This is a genomic window from Streptomyces sp. NPDC002520, assembly GCF_053595235.1.
This window is the reverse complement of record NZ_JBSFXG010000034.1, coordinates 39510-63374: the sequence shown is the minus strand read 5'-3', so window position 1 is coordinate 63374 and position 23865 is coordinate 39510. Positions and strand designations below refer to the sequence as shown.

Genomic DNA, 23865 nt, shown 5'->3' with positions numbered 1-23865 from the left:
TCTGGGCTCGCCGGTAGTCCTCGTGCTCGGGGCTCAACGTGGTGTACTCGGCCGACTCGGACAAGCCGCCTGATCTCGACCTCGCCCTCGCCAGGAGATGCCACGGATTTGAGACTGATCACGGGTGACAAGGCCGTGAGACAGCGAAGAACGCCCAGGTCACGCGAGATCGACATGTCATGAGCGGCGAGACGCTACAGACCGGGGGTCCTGTCGCTCCATGACGAGCCACACCGAGGAGATGGTTGCCGAAACGCTGCTACTCGGGCGCGGGCCCCGGCCGAGTTCGGAGGCGAAGCGGTCCGATTGCGCGGCGAGTTCGGGGGTGTCGGTGTCCTGTAGACCGTAGCCCCCGCTTATGTGTCCCCAGAAGTGACGAGCGGTGGGCGGCAGGGTCAGGCCCGCCGCGAGCAGGCCGCGGCGCACACGGAGATAGAACTCCGGCAGGCCCGTCTCCGGCCACGCATCGACCACCGCGCCGTACGCCGAGGTGCGGGGCGGGCCGATTTCGAGATCGATAGGAGCGGTCGCTCAGTGCGCGTTGAAGATGGGAAGCAGGTTGGCCTCAGCCACCGGGGTGATCACGTCGGGGTAGCGGGAGAGTATTTTGCGCATGCGGGCGAAGTACGGCAGCACCTCGGGCTGGTCGTGCGGCAGCCACAGCACGTGAGGCCGGACCCGGTCTTCCTCGGGCCCGCCCTCTGCGGCCCATAGCTGCGTCCCGCTGATGAACCGTCTCATCGGTCGACCTCCGGTGCAGTGACCCCAGTGGATTCGAGGGTGGGACAGGTGATCTGGCGATCGGAACCGGCCAGAGCGTCCTCGCCGCCGAGGACGCGCTGCTCGGTCAGGACGGGAGTGACGGGCCGGGGCATTAGAACCAGGCCGGTCCGGCGCTCGCCCCAGGGGCCAGGGGCACCCTGGCTGTCTTCCCAGCCGGCCGACGAATACCTCGGGGCCGTAGTACAGCGCGGTCGCGTGCCGATTGGGCCCGAGCGTGCCGGCCAGATGGTGGCGGAGCCCGCCCATTTCGGCGAGTTCGGTGGTGGGAGGCGTCGTTACAGCCGGCCTTTCGGTCGATCGGGTCATGAGGGATCCGCGGTGGTGAGTGCAGCAGGGTACGAGCCAGCCTTTCAGGAACAGCCGGCTGCCCCATGAGGCATTGCAGGCGGCTATCTGCGCGTGCAATGCCTCAAATCAACCCCTGGCGCAGGGCGTACGCCACCGCGTGCGAGCGGTTACGCAGACACAGACGGGACATGACGGCGTGCAGGATGTTTTTGATCGTGCGTTCGGAGTAGGAAAGCTTTGCGGCGATGTCGGCGGTGTCGTACCCGTCGGCCACCAGTCGCAGTACCTCGATCTCGCGAGGCGACAGACCGGTGAAGCTGAGCCCGTGCGGTGCGAGCACCTGTCCCTGGAGCCGCCCGACCTGTTCGAGCAGGCTTCCGAGCAGGTCGGGTGGCACCCGGCCCTCGCCCTTGGCCACGGAGCCGATCACCTGCGCCAGGCGTTCCGGCGTGGCCTCGGAGCGCCGGACGACGCCGAGGAAACCGCATTCGGCGGCGTTGACCAGTTGCTGTTCGTCGACGTGGGTGGTGACCAGTACCCCCCGCGCGGTACTGGTCCGGTGGATCTGGCGTAACAGTCGTAACGCGTCGTCATCGATGACGTCGAGGACGACGACCACCACCCGCGGCGCGTCCTCCCCACCCCATTCGACGACCTTGACTTCGGGTCGGGTGCGTAGCTGGCTGGCCACTCCGGCCTGCGACACTGGGTCCTGGGCGCGTAGCGCCACCGGGATGCGTTCTGCGCTCGTCTGCAACACGTCACTCCGCCTCTTTCGGCGACTGAAGGAGAACGATCGTGTCGCCCGCGGTCTCGGCGTCAGGCGACGTGACGAGGCGTTCGCGGAGTTCCCTCAGCACGGTGGCGGCCGCCGGCAGCCCGACTTCCGCGCGGCGGGCTTCGAGGCCGTCCGAATCGCGTACGAGGCACATCTCCGGTCCGTCCGCGCCGACGCGGTACTGGGTACCGAATTCCTGGGGTGTGCCTGAGTTGAGCAGGGCTCGGTCGTGGAGGTGGGCCCATTGCTGGACGGGGGCGTCGTCGGCTTCGACGGCTTCGCGTAGCGGGCGGGAGGCAGCGAGCTGGAAGGACGGGTGGTCGTCGGCGTGCAGGGCGATGCGCCATGCGGCACGTGCGGCTTCGGGGCCGACGAGGCGGTGGCCAGGGCAGCCGTACTCGGAGACGATGCGGCTCAGGATCTTGGCGTTGGCGTAGTCGGCGTGGCGGCCCTGGCCAAGGCGAATGCCGTCGAGCTGGGTGCGGACGTGCCAGAGCCAACGATCAGCGGCCTGGTTGGCCCGGGCTGACAGTTCGCGGGCGAGGTCCGGCTGGGGCGGCGCGGTGGCTGTCATCAGGCGTTCCACTCAAAGTTGAGGGGGACGGTGCAGCGGATGACCTCGGGCAGGCTCGGGCGGAGTTCCGCGGGCATCTGCAGGTTGACGGCTCGTGCGCCGTTGGTCCCGGGCCCGTTTCCTGCACTGGTCCAGCCCAGGGAACGTACACAAGAGAAGATGTGGGTGACGGGCTCTGCGAGGAGGGTGTCCCGGGCCAGCAGAGCCTCTAGGCGTACCCAGGGCCGGTCGGTACGGACGGCGTAGTCGGACGCCCACAGCGTCAGCCGCCGGGCGATACCGATGCCCGCGTGGCCGGGGAGGGTGTAGACGTGCCTAAGGGAGAGAGTCGGGCCGTCTCCGGCGGTGCCCCAGTGCCTGAGGTCCGGTTCTCGGTTGAGGATGAGGCAGCAGATCAGGACCCCGTCGTCGAACAGGCCCAGGGGCAGGTTCTGTGCGTCGCGGAAGAACTTTGGGACGCCCTGACCACCGGGGACCGTCAGGTGCTTGCGGGCGAGCCAATTGAGCCGGTCGGTCACAAGTGCGGCGGCCTCGTCCCGCTCGGCGTCGGTGCGCAGGAGTCGCATCTCGTACACGGCGCCGGTCGGGCTCGCAGGGACCGGAATGCGGGCAGTCTGCGTGTTCACTGGCCTGCTGCGGCGGTCGCGGTGGCCTGGCCGACAGTGCCAAGCAGTCCCCAGGCATGCGCCCGGACAACGAGGCCGAGCGCGTTGACGCTTCCGGTTGCGAGGAGTAGCTGGCTTATTTCGCCTTGGAGGCTGTCGGGGCTGATGTTCATCTCCCGCGCGATGTCTTTCAGCGTGGGCTGGGAGGCGATCGCCAGCAGCAGCGTCTGCTGCCTCTCACTGAGAGTGGGGGCCGGCCCTTGCGGAGCGGGGGGAGGTGCGCACGTCCGTGTGCTCAGCAGGGCATGTGCGAGCGCCGCCTGGGAAGCGCCGATGCAGCTGAATCGTTGGCGTACGGCCCGCAGCTGATTTTTGACCGCGTTCGGCGACATCGACAGCCGGGGGCCGACGTTGCGTGTCGGGACACCGCGTGCGAGAAGTTCGGCGACGCGAAGCTCGGTGGGCGAGAGCTGAGCGGCGGAGTTGTTGGCAATCATGGGGGCGCTTTCGGCTTTCCGTATCGGAAGTGAGGCGGAATCGGATCGGGGCCTGCCGCCGGTCCCCGACGGGGGGAGGGGACCAGCGGCAGGGGTAGGGCCCGTGCGCGGTGGTGTGACGTCAGGAAGCGGCCGCCGCGCACGGGGGCTTATGCGGGAGCGGGGTCGCGGCTTGCCCAGGGCTTCTCGGCCGCCAGGCGCTCGGACCAGCTGATGGGGTCCTCGTTCAGGGCCGCGTCCGCGAGGCGGATGCGTTGAACCTCGCCGGTCCCGGCCGGCGCGTAGGTGTAAGGGGTATCGCGCCACAGGCGCCGGAGGACGGGGTCGGAGAACGCGTGTGCGCCGTGAAGCTCCATGGCGTCCTGAGCCGATCGGATCATCAGCCTGTGGCTCTGGTACTTAGCGTTGATCAGCTCCGGGTCGCAGCTGTGGCCGTGATCGAGCAGGTGCACGGCCTCATAGGCCAGGCCGCGGGCTGCGCGCAGGCGACCTTCCATCTCGCCGACCCGGTCGCGGAGCACGGGGACGTCTGAGAGCTGACGGCCGTAGCGGGGGCGGGTCTTGAGGAATCGCGTGGTGGTGTCGACGAGGGCCTCGTGGACCCCGAGGCTGACCGCGGTCAGGTTGGGCCGACCGTACAGAATGCTGCTGCTCTGGCCTACTGCCGCGCCTTGGCCGACCTCGCCGATCACGTTGTCTGCGGGGACGCGGACGCGGTCGAGGTCGAGCCGGCCGAAAGAGAAACCGTGCAGGCCGAGCCCGGGCCGGTGACGGGCTACGGTCAGCCCCTTGCGGTCGGACTCGACGAAGAACGCCGTCAGCGCGAGGGTCGTCGGGACGCCGGGCTCCGCCGTGCGGGCCAGAACGATGTGCCCGCCGGCGAGATGGCTGTTGCCGACATGGGCTTTGCTCCCGGTGATCACCCACTCCCGGCCCTGGCGTTCGGCGGTGGTCTCGATGCCCCCGATGTGCCCGCCCGCCTCGGGTTCGGTGGATGCGATCGACAGCAGCATCGAACCGTCCGCGACCTGCGGCAGCCAGAGTTTCTTCTGCTCCCAGGTGGCGAAGTGCAGGAGCGCGCCGACCGGGATCAGGGTGGCTTGGAGGATGGCCCCGGCAGCCGCCGACACGCGGGCGATCCGGTGGATCAGGATGGTCCTGGCGACGTGCGCGGCTGCCAGACCACCGAACCTGCGCGGGATGGTCACTGCGAACCACCGGCGCGCGGCCATGAGTTGGGCGGTCTTGCGTTCCACTCTGTCCGGCGCCGACTCCATGTGTTCCACGCGCGGGGCGACGTGCTCGGCCGCGAATTCCTCGGCCTCCCGCCACAGCAGCTCGTGCCCGTCGGTGAGGTAGGGGCTGAGCGCTGGTGGGGGTGGGGTGGGCGGTACCGTCGTGGTCATGTCCCTCTCCCTGAGTGAAGGTCGCACGGTGGACTGCGGCCGGATCAGCCGGGCGGGCTTCCGGGCGGGGCGGCGATGCGCGGTCAGCGCAGGTTCAGGTTCTCGGCGTGGTGCATCACCTCATTGCCGGTGTCGATCACGAGGTCCCTGATGCGGCGAGCGTCACGGTCGGACCGCCTTTCCGGGTCGGTGACGCACACCGTTCCGAGCCTGATCCCGCTCTTGTGGATGAGCGGGCTGCCGAAATACGCGAGGATGCCGATGGCGTCGACGACGTGGTTGCTGGCGAAGCGTGGGCTGGCATGCACGTCGGGCAGAGGGAGGGCCTTCTCGCGTTCCATGACCTCGGGGCAGTAGCCGTGCTCTCGGCTCATGGTGCGGCCGACGATGGGGTATCCGCTGTCGGCGGGCGGCTGGTGCAGGCCGACGAAGGTCTGCTCCGCAAGGAAGAAGTTCACGAAGCCGTACAGAAGGCCGGTGCGCTCGGCCATCTCGTCGGCGAAATGGTCGAAGACGGGATCCGCCCAGGTAGGAAGACCCAGTCGCCGGATCAGGTCCTCGCGCTCCTCCAGTTCGGACAACGGGCCGGCGTGCTGCGCCGTGGTGGGCTCGAGGCGGGGTGGCTCCAGGTCCGGGGCGGGGCGGCGGGGCAGCGGCGTCATGCCCGGGAAACGCGGTTCGGGCGCGGGCGAGTTCGGGGTGGTGCGGGGGAGGTAGGTCATCGGGTGTCCTGTAAGGCCGTAGGCGGAACGGTCGTCATGGCGTGTTCGGTCAAGGTCAGCAACACGCTGGCGACCTGGTGCTGCACGCGGGCGTCGAAGGCGAGCACCGGCACGTCGGGGGCCAGATCCAGAGCACTGCGGACGTCTTCTGGGTGGTAGCGGTGGGTGTTGTCGAACTGGTTGAGGGCGACGACGAACGGCAGATGGAGGTCTTCGAAGAAGCTGACGGCGGTGAAGCTCTCCTCCAGCCGGCGGGTGTCGATCAGGACGACGGCACCGATCGCTCCCCGGGCCAGCTCGTACCAGAGGTCTAGGAACCGGTCCTGGCCAGGCGTGCCGAACAGGAACAGTTCCACCGGGATGGGGGCCTGGGGGAGGCTGAGGCGGCCGAAGTCGAAGGCGACGGTGGTGGTGGTCTTGGCCTCGACTCCCGTCAGGCTGTCCACCGTGGTACTGGCCTCGGTGAGGTACTCCTCCGTGGTCAGGGGCTCGATCTCGCTGACGGCGCCCACAGCGGTGGTCTTGCCGACGCCGAAGCCTCCAGCGATCAGGATCTTCATCCCGACCGGTGCGGGGGCGTGCCAAGCCTGCTGCATCGGGTACGGGGCGGCGGGGTCAGCTGGCCTGGACATGGGAGGTGGCATCGGTGAATTTCTTTCTCAGGCCCGTGAGGACGGCGGCGAGCAGCTGGTTGCTGGGCCGGTCGCCGCGCGCGTCGTCGGATTCGTCGGACGTGGTGTAGGCGCTGGTGATCGGGACGACGAGTGCGTCGTCATCGAGGAGGTCCGAGATGAGGATCTTGACCGCTGGGGCGGGCCGGGCGAGTCGGCCCGCCAGTTCCGCCACCGATCGCTGGTGTTCGTGGCACAGGGCGACGATTCGGTGGCACTCCTCGGGTCTGCCGGGGCCGAGCCGCCCGGCGCCGGCCGCGAGCACGGTGTCAAGGGCCAGTACGCGCTTCGGCCGGGTTCTGCCGCCGGTGAGAGTGTAGGTCCGTACGAACGAGGAGTCCGCTGACGGCTCGGGGTCCGTGTCGTCGAGGGCATTCACGGGGCGTCATCGCCCGCAGCCACGCGTACCGGGGCTTCCATGTGCGGGGCGAACCGGCCGATCAGGCGTGTCATCTCGTAGGAGACAGTGCCGACGTTGGCGTTCGGCGCGGCGATGACGGCCAGGACGGTGTCCACCATGCCGTGCTTGGTGCCGGGCATGTTCGGGAACGCGGCGGTGCGGCCGGCGCTCTGGATGAGGAAGAGGCAGTCGTCGCGTTCGAAGAAGTTCAGCTTGGGCGGCATCTTCTTGCCGGTGGGGCCGGTGATGTTGGTGGCGAGCGAGGCGATCCCGCTGACGGCGGCGGACAGTTTGTCGGCCCAGTCCCGCGGGACGTCGCTGTCCAGCAGCCGCAGCCCTTCTCGCGACAACAGCACCGCGTGGGTGACGTCCGAGACATCGGCGGCGAACTGCCGTAGCAGCCACTCCAGTTCCTGCGTCGAGGTCGAGGTCCCACCGGACGTTGTGGGGTTGGCAGCCATTTGGATCGCTCCAGAGGGGGGATGAGGGTGGTGGTCCCGAAGTCGGGCCATCGAGGGTGAAGGGGGTCAGGACCGGTGTGGGTCCGGCGCAGGGGCGTTGTTGTCGCCGGCATGCGCGCCCTCACGGAAGGCGGCTGCCAATCCGGGAGTCGGAGCAGTGGCTGGGGCCTGCTGCCGCTCGGCGGGGGGACGGAACGCGCTGTCGCCGCGGGGGCGCCGGGGCAGTGGACGCACCTCATCCGGCTGACTCCCACGGTCCGAGGGCGGGGCCTGGGACAGAGCGGCCCGCCGTGGGGCCTGCGCGGTCCGGCCGGAGGGGACTGTCACCGCCTTCCGCGGCGGGGGACCCGGCTGCCGGGGCTGCAGGCCATGTCGGCTGTCTGCGCGGTCGACCGGGGGGATCGCCACGAGGAGCCGGTCGGGGACGACGACCAGCGCGGTCGTGCCGCCCACCACGTTCTCCTGCAGCTCGATCGAAATCCCGTGCCGCTGGGCGATGGTCGCCGCCGTCAGCAGACCCAGCTGCCCGGCGCGCACCTGACTGCTCACGTCTACGGAACCCGGGTCCGCGAGCAGGTCGTTCATCCGCCGGCGCGTCTCGGCATGCATGGGGATGGCTCGGTCTTCGACATCGATCGCCAGGCCCGCCGATACCCGCTGCGCCCTCACGATCACCCGGGTGGCCGGGTCGGAGCAGTCAGTGGCATTCTCGATCAGCTCGGCCAGAATGTGCGTCACGTCCGGGCCCACGTGTCCCGGAAGCCCCAGCTCGGTGCCCAGTGGGCCCGACACCGCCGTGACCCGGGGATACTGCAGCACCTCGCTGATGGCACCGCGTATCACGGTCAGCACGGACACTGGGCGACGCTCGCTGCGCAGCGAATCGCCGCCCAGCACCGCCGTACTCTCGACATGCCGGCGCAGGCGCGTCACCAGGTGGTCGATCGCGAAAATGCGTGTCAGCAGAGCCGGGTCATCGGTCAGCTTCTCCAGCGCGGTCAGCGCCGTCAACGCCCTGCCCACCAAGGCGTGTTCGCGCTGGGCCAGCCGGCGCAGCACCTCCAGCAGAACCACCGACTGGGACTCGTCGTGCACCCGGCACAGTGACTCCACTACCCGGACCTGCAGCTCCCCCAACGCCGCCGCGATCTCCGCGGCCTTGCCCGACAGCCGAGGCATCTCACCGTCCGGTAGCGGAGGACGGCCACCCCGGCATAGCTCCTCAGCCGACCACAGCAGCGACTTCTCCACCGCCGCCACCGCGGCCGCGATCTCCTCAAGGTCCGCCGCCCGGGCCTGTCTCGCAGCGCTGTGAGCGCGTGCGCCGTACGCCGAGACGATCGCGGCCACGCCCAGCGCGCCTGCCAGTCCTGCCAGGAGCGGCACGCTGGGTATGGCCGTCGTCCACCAGAGGACGGAGGCAATCCCCAGCAGCACCGCGACCGGCATCGCGGGCCCAGCCACGGACTTGAGGACACGGTCCAGCGTTGACGTGTGGACACGGACGGGGCGCCGTTTGTGGTGCCCTCGTATGACCGGACGAATGGGGGACGCGCGGTCGGACATGACAAACCTCGGTGATCAAGTAGGTCGGCAAGAAGGAAAGATCAGGCGGGTGCGAGGAACTGCGCGCTGTCCAGGTCCGCGGTCGCACTCCTGTGGTCACCGGGGTACAGGTAGCTTGATCCACGTCGGGTGGACGCCTCGCCCGGTGGCGTGGAGCCGGTTGCGCGATCACGGCAAAGGACCAGCCGCGCCCTAGGATCGATGGCCGGCAGGACCGCCCCGGTGACGGTCCCAGTCACGTACGAGGCACCGACGCGGCCGGAACCAGGCAGAAGAAGGCGACCGCGAGGACCGTGCCGCGCAGCAGGTTGATTCCCCGCTTGCGCCAACGCCGACCCCGCTGCGGCCTCGCAAGACTGACGCCGTGGGTGTGCACGCTCGCCACGAGTTCCTGAGTCGCCTCGGCCAGCCTGACGAGATACACCATGCTGGGCACGTAGCCGTTCGGAACGCCCGCCGAGCCGAGCTGCTGCGCTCGGCGCAGCGCCGGCGCTCCCGGCGACACCACGACTCCGAGTTCACTGACGTGACCACGCAAGCGCCTCGCGAGTTCCTCCACGGCGGCGGAATCATCCGGCAGCGGTGACTCTTCGTCCAGCACGAGCGCCACCGTCTCTGCCGCGGCCACCACCTGGTTTTGCCGCGAACCAGGCCTAATCGCGATGCGCCCCATACTGCTCGGGGCAAGGCGGTTACAGGCATCCCGGCGGGAAGCCAGCGAGAGGCGCATGACACAGCTCCTGTTGAGATCAGGCCAAGTTGAGCGAAGATTGCAGAAGGGGCCCGACGGCTACGTGCATGTCAAGCCGCGGGCCTTCGCGTACTGGAACTCACGGCACCGTCGCCCTGGAGGCAGACGCATGACCAACCAGACGACAGATGAGCGACCGGGCATCGCAGCAGCGATCGTGGTCAAGGACGGTGCCGTGCTCATGGTTCGACGCCGGATTGCGGAAGGACAGCTTTCCTGGCAGTTCCCCGCTGGCGAGATCGAGGCATCCGAGACCCCTGAGCAGGCGGCCGTGCGCGAGACCCGGGAAGAGGTCGACCTGGTCGTGACCTCGCTCAAGCTCCTCGGCGAACGAGTGCACCCCAAGACCGGTCGGCAGATGTCCTATGTTGCCTGCGCAGTGGAGTCCGGGACGCCATACGTCGCGGACGCCGAGGAGCTGGCTGAGATCGCGTGGGTCCAGCATGCGCAGATTCCCGAGTACGTTCCCTACGGCCTGTTCGACCCTGTACAGCAGCACCTTGACGCCGAGTTGAGTCGGTAGCACCTGCCGGCGTCGTGTCCGTTCACCGTCCACTTCTTCCCCTCTGTTCTCCCCGGGCCTGGTGGGCTCTGCCGAAGGGCTTGCGGCACGGAGCGGCCACCGCCGCAATCTGGCGATGCTGAACATCAGCAACTAGGACTAACGGCAGCGCCGCACAGCACCGGGTGTGCTCGGTGCTGCATCTACCGATGTCTAACCTGCTATGGGCGCCGCGGCTTCGCACATCACGTTGGTGATATCGCTGAGGTGATCCGGACCAGCTCACGGGCACCGACTGTCGAACTCGTACACCACTTCGTGACCGGTCTTAAGGCCGCCACCACTGCTGATCGACTACGGCGGGGAAGCGCCACCTCAACCGTGATCCGAGGTGAAGCATCAGGAGACTGTCCGCAGAGGTGGGCCCGGAACGGTAGCTACGGGGCGGAGCATCGGCCCCGTGATGTCGACGGGCGCGTTCAAGCCGCCTAGGAGCACGATGATTCGGTCGATGTTGGTGAGACGTCGCTGCCCAGATTCCAGCATCGACAGAAAGGCCTGGCTCAGGCCCGTGAGGAGGGCCATGTCCTCCTGACGGAGGTGGCCGTGTTTTCGTACGAGATGGCAAAGCTTGCCGAAGTCCCTTTCTAACAGGGCGTCTCTGACGTCCGGTCGAGCCCATACATGGGGTGGAACGAAGGGGCGCACAGGGGGTACGGCTATCCCGCTGCGAGCGCAGCCGGAACAGACGTCTTCCCTGTTGTACTGACTCAGGCGGCATCGGCAGAGGCTGCACAGCCGGGTGCGGTTGGTTGGTGCGGGGGTGCTCGTTGTCGTGCTCAGGGCGATGCACTCCGTACCCGACGGAGTTGGGGCGGCATCGGACGAGCGCCGAGATGAGTAGTTATTGCCACCCATCGCATCCGTTCGTGCGTTCGGGCGGCTCTTGGATGCGACGCCCCGGGTCGTTGCGCCGGGTAGCACCGCGTCCAATCCCTGATCGGGCATCCGGTCCCTCCGTTAGCCGGTGATGCCCTCAGACTGGCGCCAGTCTGGACGGAGGTCCCGGACAGACTGTCCGGGACCAAATTCTTCTACTCTCAGGAAACTTGATAGACCGTCAGGCTAGTGCCTCAAAGGTGGCGTCTAGTACGGCATCCCATGGGTACCTGCGCCCCGGCAACCCAGCCCGTGGCTCGGCGAGCGGCCATACCTCGTCTCCGTAGATCAACCGCACCCCTGAATCGTGAAGAGCTTTGATGTGCCCGTTCCACGCGGGGTGGCGAGCATGCGCGGCGTTCACCCGGGGCCAGACGACTACCGGGAGGTCCAGTGTTCCGATGGCTTCGTTGACCTGTGTCAACGCCTGGTTGTCTGAGATACCGAGGGCGAGCTTGGCGACGGTGTTGGCGCTTGCCGGGGCCACGACGTAGCAGTCCACAGGTGGATGCGGCCGCATGTCACCCGGCAGACGTGGTTCGGACCGTACGGGAAGGCCGGTTAGCCCCTCGAGCTCCGCCGCCTTCCCACTCGTGCGGAGCCACTGACCTGCGGTTGGTGTGAGTGTGACCGCCACCGTCCAGCCCTGTTCGAGTGCCGGGATCACAAGCCCTGTACCCAGTTCCTCAACCCCACCGGCGCTCGATCCGACGACTCCCAGCACCTTGCCCTGCATCGAACTCACCGCACCGCCCTGCATCGTTGGGCCATGGCCAGCAGCTCGGACGAGTGGCTGCCACCCGTGACCGGGGACTGCTTCCTCAGGTCGCGAAGGGTCTCGCGGACACGTGGATTGTTCCGCACGAGCTGAGGCGAGGTGCGTTCGGCCTCCCGTAGTTCTCTGAAGGACTCGTCGACGCGGCCCCTGAGGCAGAGGCCGCGTGCGTAGTCGATGCGATGTGACACTGCGCGTTCCGCCGGCATGTGCGAGACGTCGATGCCGCCGTGTTCGACGATGTACGGGATGTTCTCCAGGTCCAGCTCGATCGACAGGCGGTGCAGCTCGACGTTAGTCGGACCGAAGCACGTCTGCCAGTGGTTCTCGTCGGATCCGAGTCGGTCGGCGAGCACCTTCGCCTTTCCCAACAGGGAGTTGGCGGTGTGCCGATCCTGGTGCCGTGCGGCGGCCACAGCAGCTCGCAGATGAATCATGCCAAGCAGGCTCAAGGCGGCCGGGTCGTCGTCGCGAATCTGACTGGTGAGCCAGGCCGCGGCGGTATCGCCCAGTTCGAGGGCGTCCTCGTATCGCCCGTTGGCCAGCAGTGCGTGCGTACCGGAGCGAGCAGCGGAGACGAGCGACAGCGGGTCCTCGGACTCGTCGGCGGCACGCATGGCGCGCTCGGCCGCGAGCCACGACAGGTCGGACTCGCCGACCTTGGCGAGGGTGGTTGCCGCCAGGTGATGCGTACGGGCCGAGACGGCGAGGCCGCGTCGCCGCCGATCGCCAGGCGGAAGGTCTTCCAGCTCCTGGGCAGTCCTCAGCAGGCCGGGCAGGGCGGCGATGACGTCACCAAGAACGCCAGCCTGATAGTCGCCCCAGCTACGCTCGACGAAGACCTGCGCTTGCTCCGGCCTCGGCAACTGCCGCTCCGCCGTGGGGCCGAACAGCAGCTTGGAGAGCCGTCGAGGGCTCATCAGCGCATCACGGACTGCTGGCACGTCGTCCATGTGCTTTTCCTCGTCCTCCAGGAGGACGGGCTGCCCCATCAAGTCGCCGAGAGGGACGTGCAGTACGCGAGCGAGTTCAGCCAGCTTGTCGATTCTCGGCGGCTTTCGTACTCCTCGTTCGATCTTCGACAGCCAGTCGGTGCTGTGCCCGACGAGGCCGGCGAGGACGGGCTGCGTGTAGCCCCGGCGCTCGCGGTAGAACGCGATCCGCTGCCCGACGCTGAGGTGATCACCAAGACCACGCATGCGCGCCGCCTCCCCCCACTTTGGTCCGTCATACACGGTGGCGGCCGGTCAGGCCGCGAGATCAGGCAGCGATTCGGGCTGCGGTGCCATGTTCAACATCCACTCTCGCGCCTAGAACAGGCCGGACAATTTGTCCGGCTGCACCCACGAGTCAGGGAGGTGCCAGAGCTGAGTGGCGGCACGATCTTGTTCAGGTGACTCAGCCTGCATACACCTGCCTCAATCATCACCGAAAAGGCTGTCCCAAGGACGTCAGCAAGGCCAGGTTTCCTGCCGCAGGGCGCTCCACTCGCTCGAGGCACAGGCCTCGCCGACACACGTCCACCGTGCGTCGAAGCTGGCTGGAATCCCGGCATCACTCCAGTGATATCACTGTCGGAATGTGCGGTCGGCGCGCTCAGTCGTCACGCTTGGTGAGCACTCAGGACCGTTCGGTTGCCCGGACTGCGCATGCGCGCTGAACCACAACTGCCGGCACAGGAAGACTTTTCTCTCCGGGGTCCTGAGGGAATCGAGCCCGAGGGGAGCACGGTAGGTGCTGGAGCCGACGCGAGTCCCATCTTCACGACACGAGCAGAGAGCAGGCTCTGACCGGAGCGGCCAACCACATGGTCGGTTCATTGTGCTCGAAGGCCTAAGCGCGGTCGGCAAGAGCACTGTGTCACCGCTCCTGGCGGAACGACTCGATGCGACCCTCATCCCGACCCTCCTCCCGGAATTCGAGACCGTCCGCAAGGGCGTCGACAGTACTCGGCTCGTCATGCCGCGGCTGCATTTCTGGATGATGACGAACTATGCGGTGTCCGAGACGGTCCGCGAGTGCATCCACAGCGGCCAGGACGTCGTCGTGGAGAGCTACTTCTATCGAACTCTCGCCACGCACGCGGCACTGGGGACCTCTCAACTTCCCGAGATCAACTGGGATCACGCCCTCGCGCCAGACGTCACCGTCCTCCTGACCGTCGACGAACCAGTTCGGCAGCGGCGGCTCGTTGACCGAGATCGGCAACACGGATTGAGCTACTGGTCGCGCCGCGAGGAGGCCAACGTCGAAGTTACTCGTCGCACATACGAGTCCTTCGGCCTCACTTCCTTCGACACGACAGGGCTGAATGCTGCCGAAGTCGCCGACAAGCTTGCCGGGCTGACTACCCAAGGGGAGGCAATCCGTGGCTAGCCCGCTGCACGAGCGGGCCTTCGGCCTGGGGCAGCAGCATCCCACTCCGTTTTACGTGTTCTCACCGTCCCGGCTGTCGGCCGCGCTAGACCGGTTCCACAGCTTCACGGCCAGCCTGCCGATCCCGGCTGAGGTGTACTACTCGTACAAGACCAACTACCTACCTTCATTGTGTGGCGAGTTGGCCGACGCTGGCATTGGGGCAGAGGTGACGTCTCCTGCGGAGTGGAGGTCCGCACGCCAGCTGCACCAGGCTGAGCGCATCGTGGTGAACGGTGTCGGGAAGTGCGCCGATGGGCTTCTGCAAGAAATCGTCGACGACCCCATCTCGACACCGCGGCTGGTCAACATGGAGACCGACACCGAGATCGACGTCGTCTCGCAGCGTGCTGTCGGCTCTCAGCCGTTGTCCGTAGGTGTACGGGTGACCATTCCCGAGGTTTCCGGGGAGCTCGGCCGTGATCCCTCCGAGCATTGGAACCGCGGTGTGACGAAGTTCGGCTGGGCCATCGACGGGACCGCGGTCCTGGACGCGTGCCGCAAGCTCGCCGGCAGCGAACCGGTCCGGCTGGAGGCCCTTCACCTGCACTTCGGCAGCCAGCTGGTGTCGGCGGCACGCTACGACGTCGCCCTACGCAGGCTCGGCGATCTCGTTGAGCGATTGAAGAATTCCGGCATGCCGGTTACGACGCTGGATCTCGGGGGTGGCATCGCGTCTGGCTGGGTGACGAAGCAGCGTACTGGGCCACTGTTCGATCTGTTGAAGCTTATGGGCCTCCCGACCCCGAAGAGCCAGCAGAAGGCGCCGGACCTTGAAGGGATCGCAGCCGTCTTTCACCGTCACGCTGCCCGCCTGGCCGACCTTGGCGTGACGAAGCTGATCTTCGAGCCAGGCCGGTTCCTCGCAGAGCCGTCAATGGTCGCGGTCGCCAGGGTGATTGCAGTGCGGCGTGACGGGGACCGGCGGCACGCAGTACTGGATCTCGGCACGAATGGGCTGCACTGCTGGCGACGTAATGAGACCCGCCCCATCGTTTTCGCTACCGCAGATGAAGGGCCTGCCGAGGCCATACAGCTCGTCGGGCCGCTGTGTCACCGTAGTGACTCCTTCGGCAAGGTCACCACACCCGCCCCGCTGCGGGCCGGCGACGTGGTCTGTTTCGACGCGGTCGGGGCCTACTCCCTCGGTGACTGGGTGGCCAACGCGTGGCCCCGTCCGCCGGTGTACAGCGAGGGCGGGCAGTTGCTGTGGCAGCCGCCCAGTCATGGGCTGACCAGCGCAACGCCGTTGGATGCCGAGGTCGACCATGAGGGCTGACACCGCCTTCCCGGCATCGCCGAGCGTGCTTCGCGGATTGGCGGACTCGTGCGAGTCGCTCTTGCGGCGCACCAATCCCGAGCGGGCGATCGTGGCGGCCGCAGTGCTCGCTGATGACGGACGCGTCTTCACCGCGTTGCATGTCCGGTCGCGCAACTGCAGCCACTGTTCCGTGTGCGCCGAGGCCGTAGCGATCGGCATGGCGGTGACCGCAGGCACAGTAAGCCTCGTCGCAGCCGTCTCCGTCGTACGCCGCAACGATGCCTTCCGGGTGTGGTCGCCGTGTGGCGGCTGCCGAGAGCTGCTGCGCGATCACGGAGTCGCACAGGTCATCGTGTCCCGCACTCCGGACGGAGGCCTCGTCACCGTGACTCCCGACGAACTTCTTCCCTGGCCATAGCCCGCAGTCGCTGACAGTTGGCTGTAGGGCGCTGTGCCGTCCCCCTCATCAAGGAGTTGAGGACCATGCTCGACCAGGTCGCAGGGATCAACCGCGTTCGGATGCTCTACCTGCAGCTTCTCTACCGCTGCAACTACACGTGCAAGCACTGCTTCCACGGTGAGCTGCTCAAGGAGCCGGACCATTTCGAACTCGACGAGGCCCGCAGCATCCTGGACCATTTCCGCGAGGTGTACCGGCTCGATGCGGTGACGCTCCTGGGCGGGGAGCCCCTGCTGTACCCGCACATCGGGGAGGTGAGTGCGTACGCCAAGCAGATCGGGCTAGACGTCGAGATCTGCACGAACGGACACCGCGGCTTCCGGTCAAGGATCGAGGCGATCGCCCCCTCGATAGACAAGTTCCGCGTATCCCTCGACGGCCTCAAGCGCCACCACGACCTCATCCGACAGCGTGGCAGCTTCGAGGGCGCCATCGAGATGATCGACCTTGCCGTCGGCCTCGGACTGACCACTGGCGTCACCATGACCGTGACGGACAGCACTCTCGACGACGTGGCGCCACTCGCAACGATGCTCGAACAGCATGGGGTGACGGAGCTGAAGCTCCACGCACTGCGGCTCGTGGGCAACGCGGCCAAGAACCCGGACCTCGAGGTCGTCAACATCGACCGGTACGCCGACCTCCACCGGCAGGTCAGGGATGCTGGCCTACGAATCCGAGTCATTTACGACTCGGATCTGTCCCCTGAGCCTGCGGGTGAGCAGTGCTCCAACCTGGTGGCCGGCGGGTGGCTTGACCGTATCGAATCGGACCCCCGCGGCGCTCTGACCGTGTCTTGCAAGGCAGTCGGTCGTGACGTGAACGCCTTCCGCTGGGACAAGGCCGAGCAGGTGATCAGGTACGAGCCGCGAGCTGACGACGAGTTCGCGGTCGGCATCCCGGACGTGGTGTACGAGACGGCGAAGGTGCGTTGAGATGGCGGTCACGGGCAGTCTCTGGCAGGAGACCCGGACCTTCTTCCCGCTGTTCCTCAATCTGATCGAGCAGCGCGGGGCCGAATCGGTGTGCGTTGTCGGTGCCTCTGATGGCAAGTTCGTGCTGCCCTTGGTCCGGCGCGGGTTCCGAGTCGTTGCCGTAGAGCGCAATACGACTGCGCTCAATGGCGGCCCAGTCGTCTTGCCCGGGGGTGTGGAGTCCGAGATGCCTGGTCTGCGTAAGCGGCTGGCTCAAGAAGGTTTCTCGAACCTTGTCGAGATCGTCGAGGCCGATATCCTCGACCTGACGGCCGAGCTGGAACCGTCGGACGCCGTCTGGACTAGCTGCTCATGGCACTACAGCATCAACCATCGCCGTCCGCTGGGCGAGTTCGTCGCCACGATGAAGAGCCTGTGCCAGTCACACGGGGGCGTGTTCGGTGCCGAATACATGATGCCCGTCGAGCCACACCACCTGGCCTTGGAGCACTATCCGGAGGAAGGAGGAATGAGGCGCTACTTCCCCGGCTGGTCGATCGACTGGGAGACGTACACGCCGCCGTTCCTCGAAGCACCCCACGTCGAGCAACTCCGCCACCATGTCCACCGCATGGGCCTGATCATCGCGACCCATCAGCAGGAAGAGAACGATGCAGACTGAATTCGAAGCACGGTTCCTCGAAGTCGACGTCACGAAGATCACCGAGCATCTGACGTCACGCTCCGCGACATGCGCCATGCCCCGCACCCTCATGCGGCGGATCGTGTTCAAGAACGACGACATCGAGGCCCGCGGTGGTTGGCTGCGCCTACGGCAGCAGGGCGCGAAGACGTTCCTTACCTACAAGCAGGTCACGTCGGAGGTCTCCGCAATCGACACGACCCTTGAGGCCGAGGTGGAGGTCGGCGAGTTCGACGCGACGAAGACGCTGCTGGAGGCAATGGGATTTATCGCTCTGCGCTACCAGGAGAACTACCGCGAAGAGTGGAAGCTCAACGGCGTCACCTTCGACATCGACACCTGGCCCGACCTTCCAACCTTCCTTGAGATCGAAGGACCGGACGAGAACGCTGTACGCGAGGCGGCCACATCCATGGGCCTCGACATCGCTCAGGCCTCCTATGGCAGCGTCGACGAGGTCTACCTGGCGGTCCTAGGCCGGGACATCCTGGCCGAGTCAGAACTCGTCTTCACCGGGTAGACGATCTCGGGCGGGCCACACCTCAAGGAGCGCCCCGCCCGTACCGACGGAACTAGGCGTCGCTGGGCGCTGCGGGCCAGCCGACACAAGAGAAGGTGATCCCCTGGGGAAACGCCTTCAGGGCGGCGGCAGTGAAGTCGACCATGGGTTCAGGAAGATCGCGTAGGGGATACCAGCCGAGATGGGCACACTTGTGCGGCTCCATATTGACTGGTTCCCCGTCCCAAGAGTTCACTACGAAGAACAACTGGAGCCGCGGATCGTCGTCGGCTGTCCAGTGGTGGACGGTGTGCACCAGTTCCAGATCCTGCTCCCGCAGGCTCAAGCCGAGTTCCTCTTCTGCTTCACGCACCGCGCCGGCCGTGGCTGTCTCGCCGGCCTCAAGATGGCCGGCAGGCACGTGGTAGTGCCCATCTCGCCAGCCCGTACCCGCTCTGAGCCCGAGCAGGACCTTGTCTTCGCGCTGCAAGATCAGATGGACCCCGATCACTGACCGGTAGCAGCCGTCGGTGTAGGTGACCGCCGTGGAAGCAACGAGCGGGCTGTATGCCATGAAGTGTCCTTGAGCACGAGAAAGACCTGACCAGTTCACAGCCTGCCCTGCCTTCAGCAGTCCAGGTGGCCAAATCGCCCGGATTCGGGGTCAAAGCTCACGGGCTTGCCCTTCAACCCGCTGTGCATCTACCCGCACGGCGACACCATGGTGCTTGGCGGCCCCACGGTCGACTGCGAGGGGGATCTCAAAGTCGATCCCAAGCGGCTCGAGCCATTGTGGATCGGTGCGCGTATATCACGCCCGCGTTGGAGCACGCGCCGGTGATCGTGCACCGAGTGGGAGCCAGGCCGACCCGTTCTGAAGCTTGGGTCGAGGTGGAGCACCGAGAGAACGGGGTCACGGTGCTCCACAACTTGGGCACGAGGCGATGACGTCACTCTGTCGTGGGGTTGCGCCGGTGAGGTCGTCGAGTTGTCGGCGACTACGGCTGCGTCGTGAGCGGAGGTCACGCGTCTGGCGTCCGGTGTGTCAGGCAGCGTTCCATCGGGCTTGAACATCATGGTTCCTGAGCGTTTCGATTCGATGCTTCAACTGCTGCGTCGCAGCGGAATCTCCCCGGTCTGCGCGTCGAATGTAGGAGCCGAGGGTATGGAGGTCTCGGATTTCACAGAGGACGCGGAGTCCAGGCCACTGCCTGATGTCGTATCCGTACTGGTGACTGAATTCTTCAAGTTCTTCCGCAGTGCGCCCGAAACGCACCCCTTGAAAGGTGTTAGCCAGGTCGATCTCGCGAGGGCCGAAGGCAGCTTCGTCCCAGTCACCGAGTTTCACACTGTGATCATCCCAAAGAGTGTTGCCCGGATATGCGTCACCATGGATGTGTCCGTGTCCCAGCGGGAAGTCTAGCCCTTTGTACGCGTCCAGGAGTTCCTCTCGCCGTTCAGCCAGCCAATTCCGCTGAGTCGGCTCCAGGCGGATACTCGACTCCACTGTGCTCTTGAACGACGAAAGGGGCTGAAATTGCGGGAGCGCGATCGGCGGCGCTGGCAGGGAGTGGAGGGCCCGTAGCAGACCGCCCAGCCGACCTGCCGACGGCGCACCGCCCTTCGGTTGCGGATAGTGGCGCCAGAACGTCACCACGTACGCGTCGCATGTCAGCGGCTGCGGAATCTCTGCGGGTTCGGTCGCCGGAAAGCCGTTCGCGACGAGCCAGCGGGTCAGGGTCACGGCGGTTTCGAGACGCCGCTTCTGGGAGGCTGGACTGACCCGGACGACGACACCTGCGTCAACGAGTAGAAACACCGACGTGGCGTGCTGGTGGAGTTGGATGAGAGACAGGTCTGCCAGGCCTGACGCCTGGCAGGCCGTGCGGGCGGCGGACTCGGGGGAGACCGTCATGGTCATGGAACAATGACTTTCGTTCGGGTGTCGAGCGCCTGGTAACCGCGGGTCGCGTCCGCGAGTTCTCGTGCGACGGGGCTGCGAGCGAGCCTGGGTTCTTCCAGCAGCCTAGCCACTGTGTGCATGGCGTCACCGAGCTGTCTGATCCTCCGGTCCGGCGGAAGGTCCAGGATGGGCCGGAGTTGCTCTTCGGCGCCTTCGAGCTCTCCGCCGGCGATTCGCGCTGTCACGATGTCGAGGCGTGCCAGGGCCTCGTCGCCGTACGACCTGTGCTCCTGCGGGCCGTTCTCGTAGAGTTCGATGGCTGCCAGAGCGTGCTGTTCGGCAGGCTGGTATTCCCCGAGAAGCGCGAAGGTTCCGCCGATGTAGTAGTGCTGCTTCGCTTCGGGAAACGTGAGCAGGCCGCCGAATCGGGTGAGCGTATCGGGGGCCGCGGTCTGCTCTCGGGCACGTTTCAGTTCCTCAAGGGAGGCCATGGCCGTGCGGCGGTCGCCTATACGCGCTGCTGCACGGGCTTCGATTGCCGCTATCCGGACGCGTGTCTCTCCGCCGGAAGCAAGGTGGATTGCCTGTCGCGTGTAGTCGAGCGCGGTCTGCCGCCGCGATGACCACTCCGCGATGAGGGCGGCTGTGCCCTTCACCCACGCCCGTAGGTCGTTGTGGTCGCACTGTTCCGCGAAAGTCCAGGCCGATTGGAGTTGAGCGACGGCGGCGCCTTCGTCGCCGAGGTTCTGCGATGCGTGCGCGAGGAGCAGACAACTCGTACCAGCGAGGAGCAGCAGTTCCCGGGTCTGGGCCAGTGGCTGGCGGCCGTTCAGCAGAGAGAAGAGGCGATCTCGTGTCGTGACGAGGTCAGTGAAGATCTGGTGCAGGGGGGCGTGGACGTAGTCGCTGGCGATCTGGGTGAGGGCGCCCTCAAGCCCTTCGAGTTCGACGTCACTGACGTTGCTCGTCGTGATGTCACCAGTGAAGTGAAGGGACTGCACTGCTACTTGGGCCGCGAGCTGGTTCAGGTCCGTGGTGTCACTCGCCACGTCGCGGTTTTCGACGTGCCCAGGCCCCTTTTGCGCGTGGGCGGGTACGGAATGTGGTTCGTGTTCGTGGAGGGACGGGGTCAGCGGAGCGTCCGATACCCCGATGCCCTTGAGGAAGCGGGCGGCCTTGTCGAGGTTGGTTAAGCGTCGTCTGCCGGCCTCGAGCATCGACAGAAAGCTCTGGCTGAGTCCGGTCATGGACGCCATGTCGTCCTGCCGGATTCCGGCCTTTGCCCGGATGAGGCGGCTCGCACGGCCGAAGTCCCGGTCCGCGATAGCAGCCTGGACCTGGACGTCCGCCAGGGCACTGGCGGGGATGCTGGGGCCGGGGAGGACTTCGAGTCTCCTGCCCCGAGCGCATGCTGCACACCGCTCGTCCAGGTTGTACTGGCTCAGTCGGCATCCGCAGTCGGCGCATGCGCGAGGGTTCTTCGGCATCGGACCCCCGTTTCTCGTATGCGGATGGCAGCGTACGTGCGGACGCGGAGGTGCCGGTATCACTGTGGTGATACGAGCAGGTGCTTCCGGAGGTGGTCAGCTGGTCACTTCGATGATCGCCTCCATCAGCTTTGGCACATCTTCGAGACTTTCGAGTACGAGCTCGGCACCAGCGGAGGACAACTCGGCAGCGGAGGTCTTTCCCGAGGCGACTCCGATCACGGGTGCTCCGCCTTCGAGACCCGTACGGACGTCTTCGAGGGAGTCGCCGATGATGACGGTGTTGGCGCGGGTGAAGGCTGCATCGTGTTTGGCCTGAGCGCGGTTCTGCGCGACGGCGACGAGAGCCGGACGGTGGTCGTTGTCGGAGGAGTAGCCGCCGATCTCTGTGTCCACGAATCCGGTGAGGTCGAATGCCTGGAGTTTCAGGAGCGCGTTGGGCTTGAGGTTTCCCGTGAGGACGGTCGACACGTATCCCGGTTTCGCGTGCACGCTTTTGAGAGCGGCAACGGCACCGGGAAGAAGGACGCCATGCTGACGGAGGTCCTCTGTGTGTGCGGCGAGCCGCTGTGGCAGGAGTTCCACCATGCGCGGGAGCAGGTGGGGGACCTGCGGTTCGGGGACGCCGTTGTCGATGAGGAGCGATCGGATCGCGAGGGGCATGGTGACGCCAGTGCCTCGGGCCGGGAGACGCTCTGCGGGCCGGCCGACGATTTCGGCGAAGGTCTCTCGGTAGACCTGGCGGTCAATGTCACCGACATACAGCAGGGTGCGGTCGATGTCCCACAGCACGAGGGTCCGCGTTGCGTCGGTCAAGGTCAGCTCCCTGTTGCCAGCATGGCGGCACGCCGCTCCAGTACGTCCTGAGCGTACGGGCTGTGTCCAACGGAGCCGAGCTGGTCGACCATGCTCACGATGTGGTTGTCGAGCCGTGCCGACCGGAGTTTCGATGCGAGGTCAAGTGCCTCGTGGGCCGCGGCACACCCGGCTTCGACATCACCTTGCTCGATGTGGGCGGTTGCGGCACGTGACAGGAACAGGCCCCGGGTTCGATGGTCTGCTGGATTGAGTGCTTTCCGGGCCTTCGTGAAGCTGGCGACGGCGCTGCTCGGATCCCCGAGGTCGAGGAAGCAACTGCCAGTCTGTCCATGGATCTCGCCCTCATTGATCCAGTACAGCCAGTGCGGATCGTGTTCGGAGCGGCCCTGGGCGCAGAGATCAGCAGCTCGGCCGAGTGCGGCCAGGGCCGCTTGACGCTCGCCGAGTTTGGCGTGCCCTCGTGCCTGCCGAGTCAGGAGCATTGCCTCCAGCGCCGGCATGCCGAGCTTCCTGATCTTGTCCCGGGCACGCTGCGCCGCTGTCACGGCATGGTGCGGAGCGCCGGTGGAGTACGCGTGGATCGCGATGTAGGAGAGGGCGCCGGCACCGAGGCGTGTGTCCTGGGAGGCTTTCGCTGCGCGGAGCGCGGCGAAAAGGTAGCTGAGTGGGCGGTCCCGGTCGCCGGAGTCGAAGACGAACCAGCCGGTCTGCGTGGCGGTGTCGGCGATGATCGCGGCGAGCCGACGGCCTGTCGCCTCGTCGTACGACGTTTCCTCCAGCAGATGCTTCAGGAACTGGAGGTGGCGGTCCCCGAGAGCCGTGAGGGTGCCGCTGCCGTCGCTGGCGTCCATGGTCCGCAGGCTGTCGGTGGTGCGTTGCAGTCCATCGAGCAAGTCGTTGGTGAGGCGGCTTCCCTCTGCCGCCCTTCGGAGGGGTTCGGCCTCGGCCAGGTCCCAGGCGTTGACGAACGCGGTGAGCGCGACACCGCTTGCGGTGAGGAATCGCCGACGGTCCATCGCGCTGCCTCCTACCGCGGTGTCCAGTGCTGCCACCATACGAGTTGCAGTCCAGGGCAGGCTCGGATCAGCGTCGCCGACGAACTGGACAGCCGGCTCCTGGACGGTCGGCCCAGGAGCGTGCGGAAGTGGCAGTGCGACGAGTTGGGCGGGCACACCGAGACCTGTCAGGAACTCGACGATCTTGTCGATGTTGGTGAGGCGGCGACTGCCTGACTCCAGCATGGACAGGAACGCCTGGCTCAGGCCCGTGACCTGGGCCATGTCTTCTTGGCGAAGGCCGCCGCGAAGTCGGATGAGGCGGCTGGCCCGGCCGAAGTCCAAGCCCGCGAGCGCGCTTCTGACTTCTGGGTCGAGCCAGACGTGCTCGGGAACAGTCGGGGCGTGAACTTGCCAGGTTGTCCGGGAGCGAGTGCAGGCGGCGCACACGGAGTCCGTGTTGTACTGGCTCAGGGAGCAGCCGCATCGATCGCAGCGTCGCTGGGTCTGCTGAAGCACTCTTGCCTCCCTTGAGCGAGCGCATGCGGTGCACCGGCCTCTTCTGAGAGCCGGAATCACGTGAGTGATATCACCCTCGGAATGTGCGTAACCGCCGTTCAGTGAACAGTCTTGGGGTCCAGCCAACGTCCTTGTGACACAAGTTGCTTGGTCAAGTGGCTCAGTCGGTGCT

27 protein-coding genes are annotated in these 23865 nt (G+C 66.5%); 7 read left to right on the top strand and 20 right to left on the bottom strand.

The genetic code is table 11. From position 1 onward, the window contains the following. Positions 1 to 531: 531 nt before the first annotated feature. The 12 genes from ACWD5D_RS34430 to ACWD5D_RS34375 form a co-directional block, all read right to left on the bottom strand. A complete protein-coding gene (locus ACWD5D_RS34430) occupies positions 532 to 741 on the bottom strand; it encodes a hypothetical protein (RefSeq protein WP_451376729.1) in 210 nt (69 codons plus the stop codon). A gap of 451 nt (positions 742 to 1192) precedes the next feature. Next, the gene (locus ACWD5D_RS34425; RefSeq protein ID WP_451376728.1) at positions 1193 to 1831 is read right to left on the bottom strand and encodes a response regulator transcription factor; all 639 of its coding nucleotides are present in this window, start codon (positions 1829 to 1831) and stop codon (positions 1193 to 1195) included. A gap of 1 nt (position 1832) precedes the next feature. Next, the gene (locus ACWD5D_RS34420; RefSeq protein ID WP_451376727.1) at positions 1833 to 2423 is read right to left on the bottom strand and encodes a DUF6624 domain-containing protein; all 591 of its coding nucleotides are present in this window, start codon (positions 2421 to 2423) and stop codon (positions 1833 to 1835) included. After that, entirely contained in the window at positions 2423 to 3049 is a 627-nt protein-coding gene (locus tag ACWD5D_RS34415) for a hypothetical protein (RefSeq protein WP_451376726.1), read from the bottom strand. Before ACWD5D_RS34415 ends, ACWD5D_RS34420 begins: the two co-directional genes overlap by 1 nt. Next, positions 3046 to 3525 carry a hypothetical protein gene (locus ACWD5D_RS34410; protein ID WP_451376725.1) on the bottom strand — a complete coding sequence of 160 codons (480 nt, stop codon included), beginning with the start codon at positions 3523 to 3525 and terminating at the stop codon, positions 3046 to 3048. The genes ACWD5D_RS34415 and ACWD5D_RS34410 overlap by 4 nt, the downstream gene beginning before the upstream one ends. A 149-nt stretch (positions 3526 to 3674) precedes the next feature. Continuing rightward, positions 3675 to 4931 (bottom strand): acyl-CoA dehydrogenase family protein, encoded by a 1257-nt coding sequence (locus tag ACWD5D_RS34405; protein ID WP_451376724.1) that lies wholly within the window; start codon positions 4929 to 4931, stop codon positions 3675 to 3677. An 83-nt stretch (positions 4932 to 5014) separates the two neighbouring features. Then, positions 5015 to 5653: a GAF domain-containing protein gene (locus ACWD5D_RS34400; protein WP_451376723.1), complete on the bottom strand. Its 639-nt coding sequence runs from the start codon at positions 5651 to 5653 to the stop codon at positions 5015 to 5017. Further along, positions 5650 to 6213, bottom strand: a complete 564-nt coding sequence (locus tag ACWD5D_RS34395) for a GTP-binding protein (RefSeq protein WP_451376755.1) — start codon at positions 6211 to 6213, stop codon at positions 5650 to 5652. Before ACWD5D_RS34395 ends, ACWD5D_RS34400 begins: the two co-directional genes overlap by 4 nt. 55 nt (positions 6214 to 6268) lie before the next feature. Further along, on the bottom strand, positions 6269 to 6703 hold the full coding sequence (locus ACWD5D_RS34390; RefSeq protein ID WP_451376722.1) for a DUF742 domain-containing protein: 435 nt from the start codon (positions 6701 to 6703) through the stop codon (positions 6269 to 6271). Then, positions 6700 to 7185, bottom strand: a complete 486-nt coding sequence (locus ACWD5D_RS34385) for a roadblock/LC7 domain-containing protein (RefSeq protein ID WP_451376721.1) — start codon at positions 7183 to 7185, stop codon at positions 6700 to 6702. The genes ACWD5D_RS34390 and ACWD5D_RS34385 overlap by 4 nt, the downstream gene beginning before the upstream one ends. A gap of 66 nt (positions 7186 to 7251) precedes the next feature. Beyond that, entirely contained in the window at positions 7252 to 8649 is a 1398-nt protein-coding gene (locus ACWD5D_RS34380) for a sensor histidine kinase (RefSeq protein ID WP_451376720.1), read from the bottom strand. Between the two features lie 337 nt (positions 8650 to 8986). Next, on the bottom strand, positions 8987 to 9481 hold the full coding sequence (locus ACWD5D_RS34375; protein ID WP_451376719.1) for a DUF6415 family natural product biosynthesis protein: 495 nt from the start codon (positions 9479 to 9481) through the stop codon (positions 8987 to 8989). A 130-nt stretch (positions 9482 to 9611) separates the two neighbouring features. Here ACWD5D_RS34375 and ACWD5D_RS34370 point away from each other — a divergent pair, with 130 nt between their 5' ends. Next, entirely contained in the window at positions 9612 to 10025 is a 414-nt protein-coding gene (locus ACWD5D_RS34370) for an NUDIX hydrolase (protein ID WP_451376718.1), read from the top strand. 378 nt (positions 10026 to 10403) lie between these two features. Here ACWD5D_RS34370 and ACWD5D_RS34365 read toward each other — a convergent pair whose 3' ends face one another. From ACWD5D_RS34365 to ACWD5D_RS34355, 3 genes are all read right to left on the bottom strand, one after another. Continuing rightward, positions 10404 to 10922, bottom strand: a complete 519-nt coding sequence (locus ACWD5D_RS34365) for a helix-turn-helix domain-containing protein (RefSeq protein ID WP_451376754.1) — start codon at positions 10920 to 10922, stop codon at positions 10404 to 10406. A 202-nt stretch (positions 10923 to 11124) separates the two neighbouring features. Further along, positions 11125 to 11679 (bottom strand): flavoprotein, encoded by a 555-nt coding sequence (locus ACWD5D_RS34360; protein WP_451376717.1) that lies wholly within the window; start codon positions 11677 to 11679, stop codon positions 11125 to 11127. Between the two features lie 5 nt (positions 11680 to 11684). Next, positions 11685 to 12917 (bottom strand): helix-turn-helix domain-containing protein, encoded by a 1233-nt coding sequence (locus ACWD5D_RS34355; protein WP_451376716.1) that lies wholly within the window; start codon positions 12915 to 12917, stop codon positions 11685 to 11687. 622 nt (positions 12918 to 13539) lie between these two features. Between ACWD5D_RS34355 and ACWD5D_RS34350 the strand changes: the two genes are divergently transcribed. The 6 genes from ACWD5D_RS34350 (at position 13540) to ACWD5D_RS34325 (ending at position 17991) form a co-directional block, all read left to right on the top strand. Further along, positions 13540 to 14094, top strand: a complete 555-nt coding sequence (locus ACWD5D_RS34350; protein WP_451376715.1) for a hypothetical protein — start codon at positions 13540 to 13542, stop codon at positions 14092 to 14094. Continuing rightward, entirely contained in the window at positions 14087 to 15412 is a 1326-nt protein-coding gene (locus ACWD5D_RS34345; protein WP_451376714.1) for a diaminopimelate decarboxylase family protein, read from the top strand. Before ACWD5D_RS34350 ends, ACWD5D_RS34345 begins: the two co-directional genes overlap by 8 nt. Beyond that, a complete protein-coding gene (locus ACWD5D_RS34340) occupies positions 15387 to 15812 on the top strand; it encodes a hypothetical protein (protein ID WP_451376713.1) in 426 nt (141 codons plus the stop codon). Before ACWD5D_RS34345 ends, ACWD5D_RS34340 begins: the two co-directional genes overlap by 26 nt. Before the next feature lie 65 nt (positions 15813 to 15877). Next, positions 15878 to 16789 carry a radical SAM protein gene (locus tag ACWD5D_RS34335; RefSeq protein ID WP_451376712.1) on the top strand — a complete coding sequence of 304 codons (912 nt, stop codon included), beginning with the start codon at positions 15878 to 15880 and terminating at the stop codon, positions 16787 to 16789. Position 16790: 1 nt separating this feature from the next. Further along, positions 16791 to 17450 carry a class I SAM-dependent methyltransferase gene (locus tag ACWD5D_RS34330; RefSeq protein WP_451376711.1) on the top strand — a complete coding sequence of 220 codons (660 nt, stop codon included), beginning with the start codon at positions 16791 to 16793 and terminating at the stop codon, positions 17448 to 17450. After that, positions 17440 to 17991: a class IV adenylate cyclase gene (locus ACWD5D_RS34325; protein ID WP_451376710.1), complete on the top strand. Its 552-nt coding sequence runs from the start codon at positions 17440 to 17442 to the stop codon at positions 17989 to 17991. Before ACWD5D_RS34330 ends, ACWD5D_RS34325 begins: the two co-directional genes overlap by 11 nt. A 52-nt stretch (positions 17992 to 18043) precedes the next feature. Here ACWD5D_RS34325 and ACWD5D_RS34320 read toward each other — a convergent pair whose 3' ends face one another. From ACWD5D_RS34320 to ACWD5D_RS34300, 5 genes are all read right to left on the bottom strand, one after another. Next, positions 18044 to 18544, bottom strand: coding sequence for an NUDIX hydrolase (locus ACWD5D_RS34320; RefSeq protein ID WP_451376709.1), 501 nt, complete (start codon positions 18542 to 18544; stop codon positions 18044 to 18046). A gap of 471 nt (positions 18545 to 19015) precedes the next feature. Next, positions 19016 to 19891 (bottom strand): phosphotransferase family protein, encoded by an 876-nt coding sequence (locus ACWD5D_RS34315; protein ID WP_451376708.1) that lies wholly within the window; start codon positions 19889 to 19891, stop codon positions 19016 to 19018. Further along, positions 19888 to 21360, bottom strand: a complete 1473-nt coding sequence (locus ACWD5D_RS34310; protein ID WP_451376707.1) for a helix-turn-helix domain-containing protein — start codon at positions 21358 to 21360, stop codon at positions 19888 to 19890. Before ACWD5D_RS34310 ends, ACWD5D_RS34315 begins: the two co-directional genes overlap by 4 nt. A gap of 96 nt (positions 21361 to 21456) precedes the next feature. Beyond that, on the bottom strand, positions 21457 to 22176 hold the full coding sequence (locus ACWD5D_RS34305) for an HAD family hydrolase (protein ID WP_451376706.1): 720 nt from the start codon (positions 22174 to 22176) through the stop codon (positions 21457 to 21459). 2 nt (positions 22177 to 22178) lie between these two features. Continuing rightward, positions 22179 to 23624, bottom strand: a complete 1446-nt coding sequence (locus ACWD5D_RS34300) for a helix-turn-helix domain-containing protein (protein ID WP_451376705.1) — start codon at positions 23622 to 23624, stop codon at positions 22179 to 22181. Positions 23625 to 23865: the final 241 nt, after the last annotated feature.

Excerpts from the sequence above, each read along its gene's own strand:
- ACWD5D_RS34370 (WP_451376718.1), top strand. The coding sequence starts at position 9,612 with ATGACCAACCAGACGACAGATGAGCGACCGGGCATCGCAGCAGCGATC.
- ACWD5D_RS34315 (WP_451376708.1), bottom strand. The coding sequence starts at position 19,891 with ATGACCATGACGGTCTCCCCCGAGTCCGCCGCCCGCACGGCCTGCCAG.
- ACWD5D_RS34420 (WP_451376727.1), bottom strand. The coding sequence starts at position 2,423 with ATGACAGCCACCGCGCCGCCCCAGCCGGACCTCGCCCGCGAACTGTCA.
- ACWD5D_RS34365 (WP_451376754.1), bottom strand. The coding sequence starts at position 10,922 with ATGGGTGGCAATAACTACTCATCTCGGCGCTCGTCCGATGCCGCCCCA.
- ACWD5D_RS34330 (WP_451376711.1), top strand. The coding sequence starts at position 16,791 with ATGGCGGTCACGGGCAGTCTCTGGCAGGAGACCCGGACCTTCTTCCCG.
- ACWD5D_RS34355 (WP_451376716.1), bottom strand. The coding sequence starts at position 12,917 with ATGCGTGGTCTTGGTGATCACCTCAGCGTCGGGCAGCGGATCGCGTTC.
- ACWD5D_RS34310 (WP_451376707.1), bottom strand. The coding sequence starts at position 21,360 with ATGCCGAAGAACCCTCGCGCATGCGCCGACTGCGGATGCCGACTGAGC.
- ACWD5D_RS34410 (WP_451376725.1), bottom strand. The coding sequence starts at position 3,525 with ATGATTGCCAACAACTCCGCCGCTCAGCTCTCGCCCACCGAGCTTCGC.
- ACWD5D_RS34395 (WP_451376755.1), bottom strand. The coding sequence starts at position 6,213 with ATGAAGATCCTGATCGCTGGAGGCTTCGGCGTCGGCAAGACCACCGCT.
- ACWD5D_RS34340 (WP_451376713.1), top strand. The coding sequence starts at position 15,387 with ATGCCGAGGTCGACCATGAGGGCTGACACCGCCTTCCCGGCATCGCCG.
- ACWD5D_RS34400 (WP_451376723.1), bottom strand. The coding sequence starts at position 5,653 with ATGACCTACCTCCCCCGCACCACCCCGAACTCGCCCGCGCCCGAACCG.
- ACWD5D_RS34360 (WP_451376717.1), bottom strand. The coding sequence starts at position 11,679 with ATGCAGGGCAAGGTGCTGGGAGTCGTCGGATCGAGCGCCGGTGGGGTT.
- ACWD5D_RS34335 (WP_451376712.1), top strand. The coding sequence starts at position 15,878 with ATGCTCGACCAGGTCGCAGGGATCAACCGCGTTCGGATGCTCTACCTG.
- ACWD5D_RS34375 (WP_451376719.1), bottom strand. The coding sequence starts at position 9,481 with ATGCGCCTCTCGCTGGCTTCCCGCCGGGATGCCTGTAACCGCCTTGCC.
- ACWD5D_RS34325 (WP_451376710.1), top strand. The coding sequence starts at position 17,440 with ATGCAGACTGAATTCGAAGCACGGTTCCTCGAAGTCGACGTCACGAAG.
- ACWD5D_RS34320 (WP_451376709.1), bottom strand. The coding sequence starts at position 18,544 with ATGGCATACAGCCCGCTCGTTGCTTCCACGGCGGTCACCTACACCGAC.
- ACWD5D_RS34405 (WP_451376724.1), bottom strand. The coding sequence starts at position 4,931 with ATGACCACGACGGTACCGCCCACCCCACCCCCACCAGCGCTCAGCCCC.
- ACWD5D_RS34430 (WP_451376729.1), bottom strand. The coding sequence starts at position 741 with ATGAGACGGTTCATCAGCGGGACGCAGCTATGGGCCGCAGAGGGCGGG.
- ACWD5D_RS34385 (WP_451376721.1), bottom strand. The coding sequence starts at position 7,185 with ATGGCTGCCAACCCCACAACGTCCGGTGGGACCTCGACCTCGACGCAG.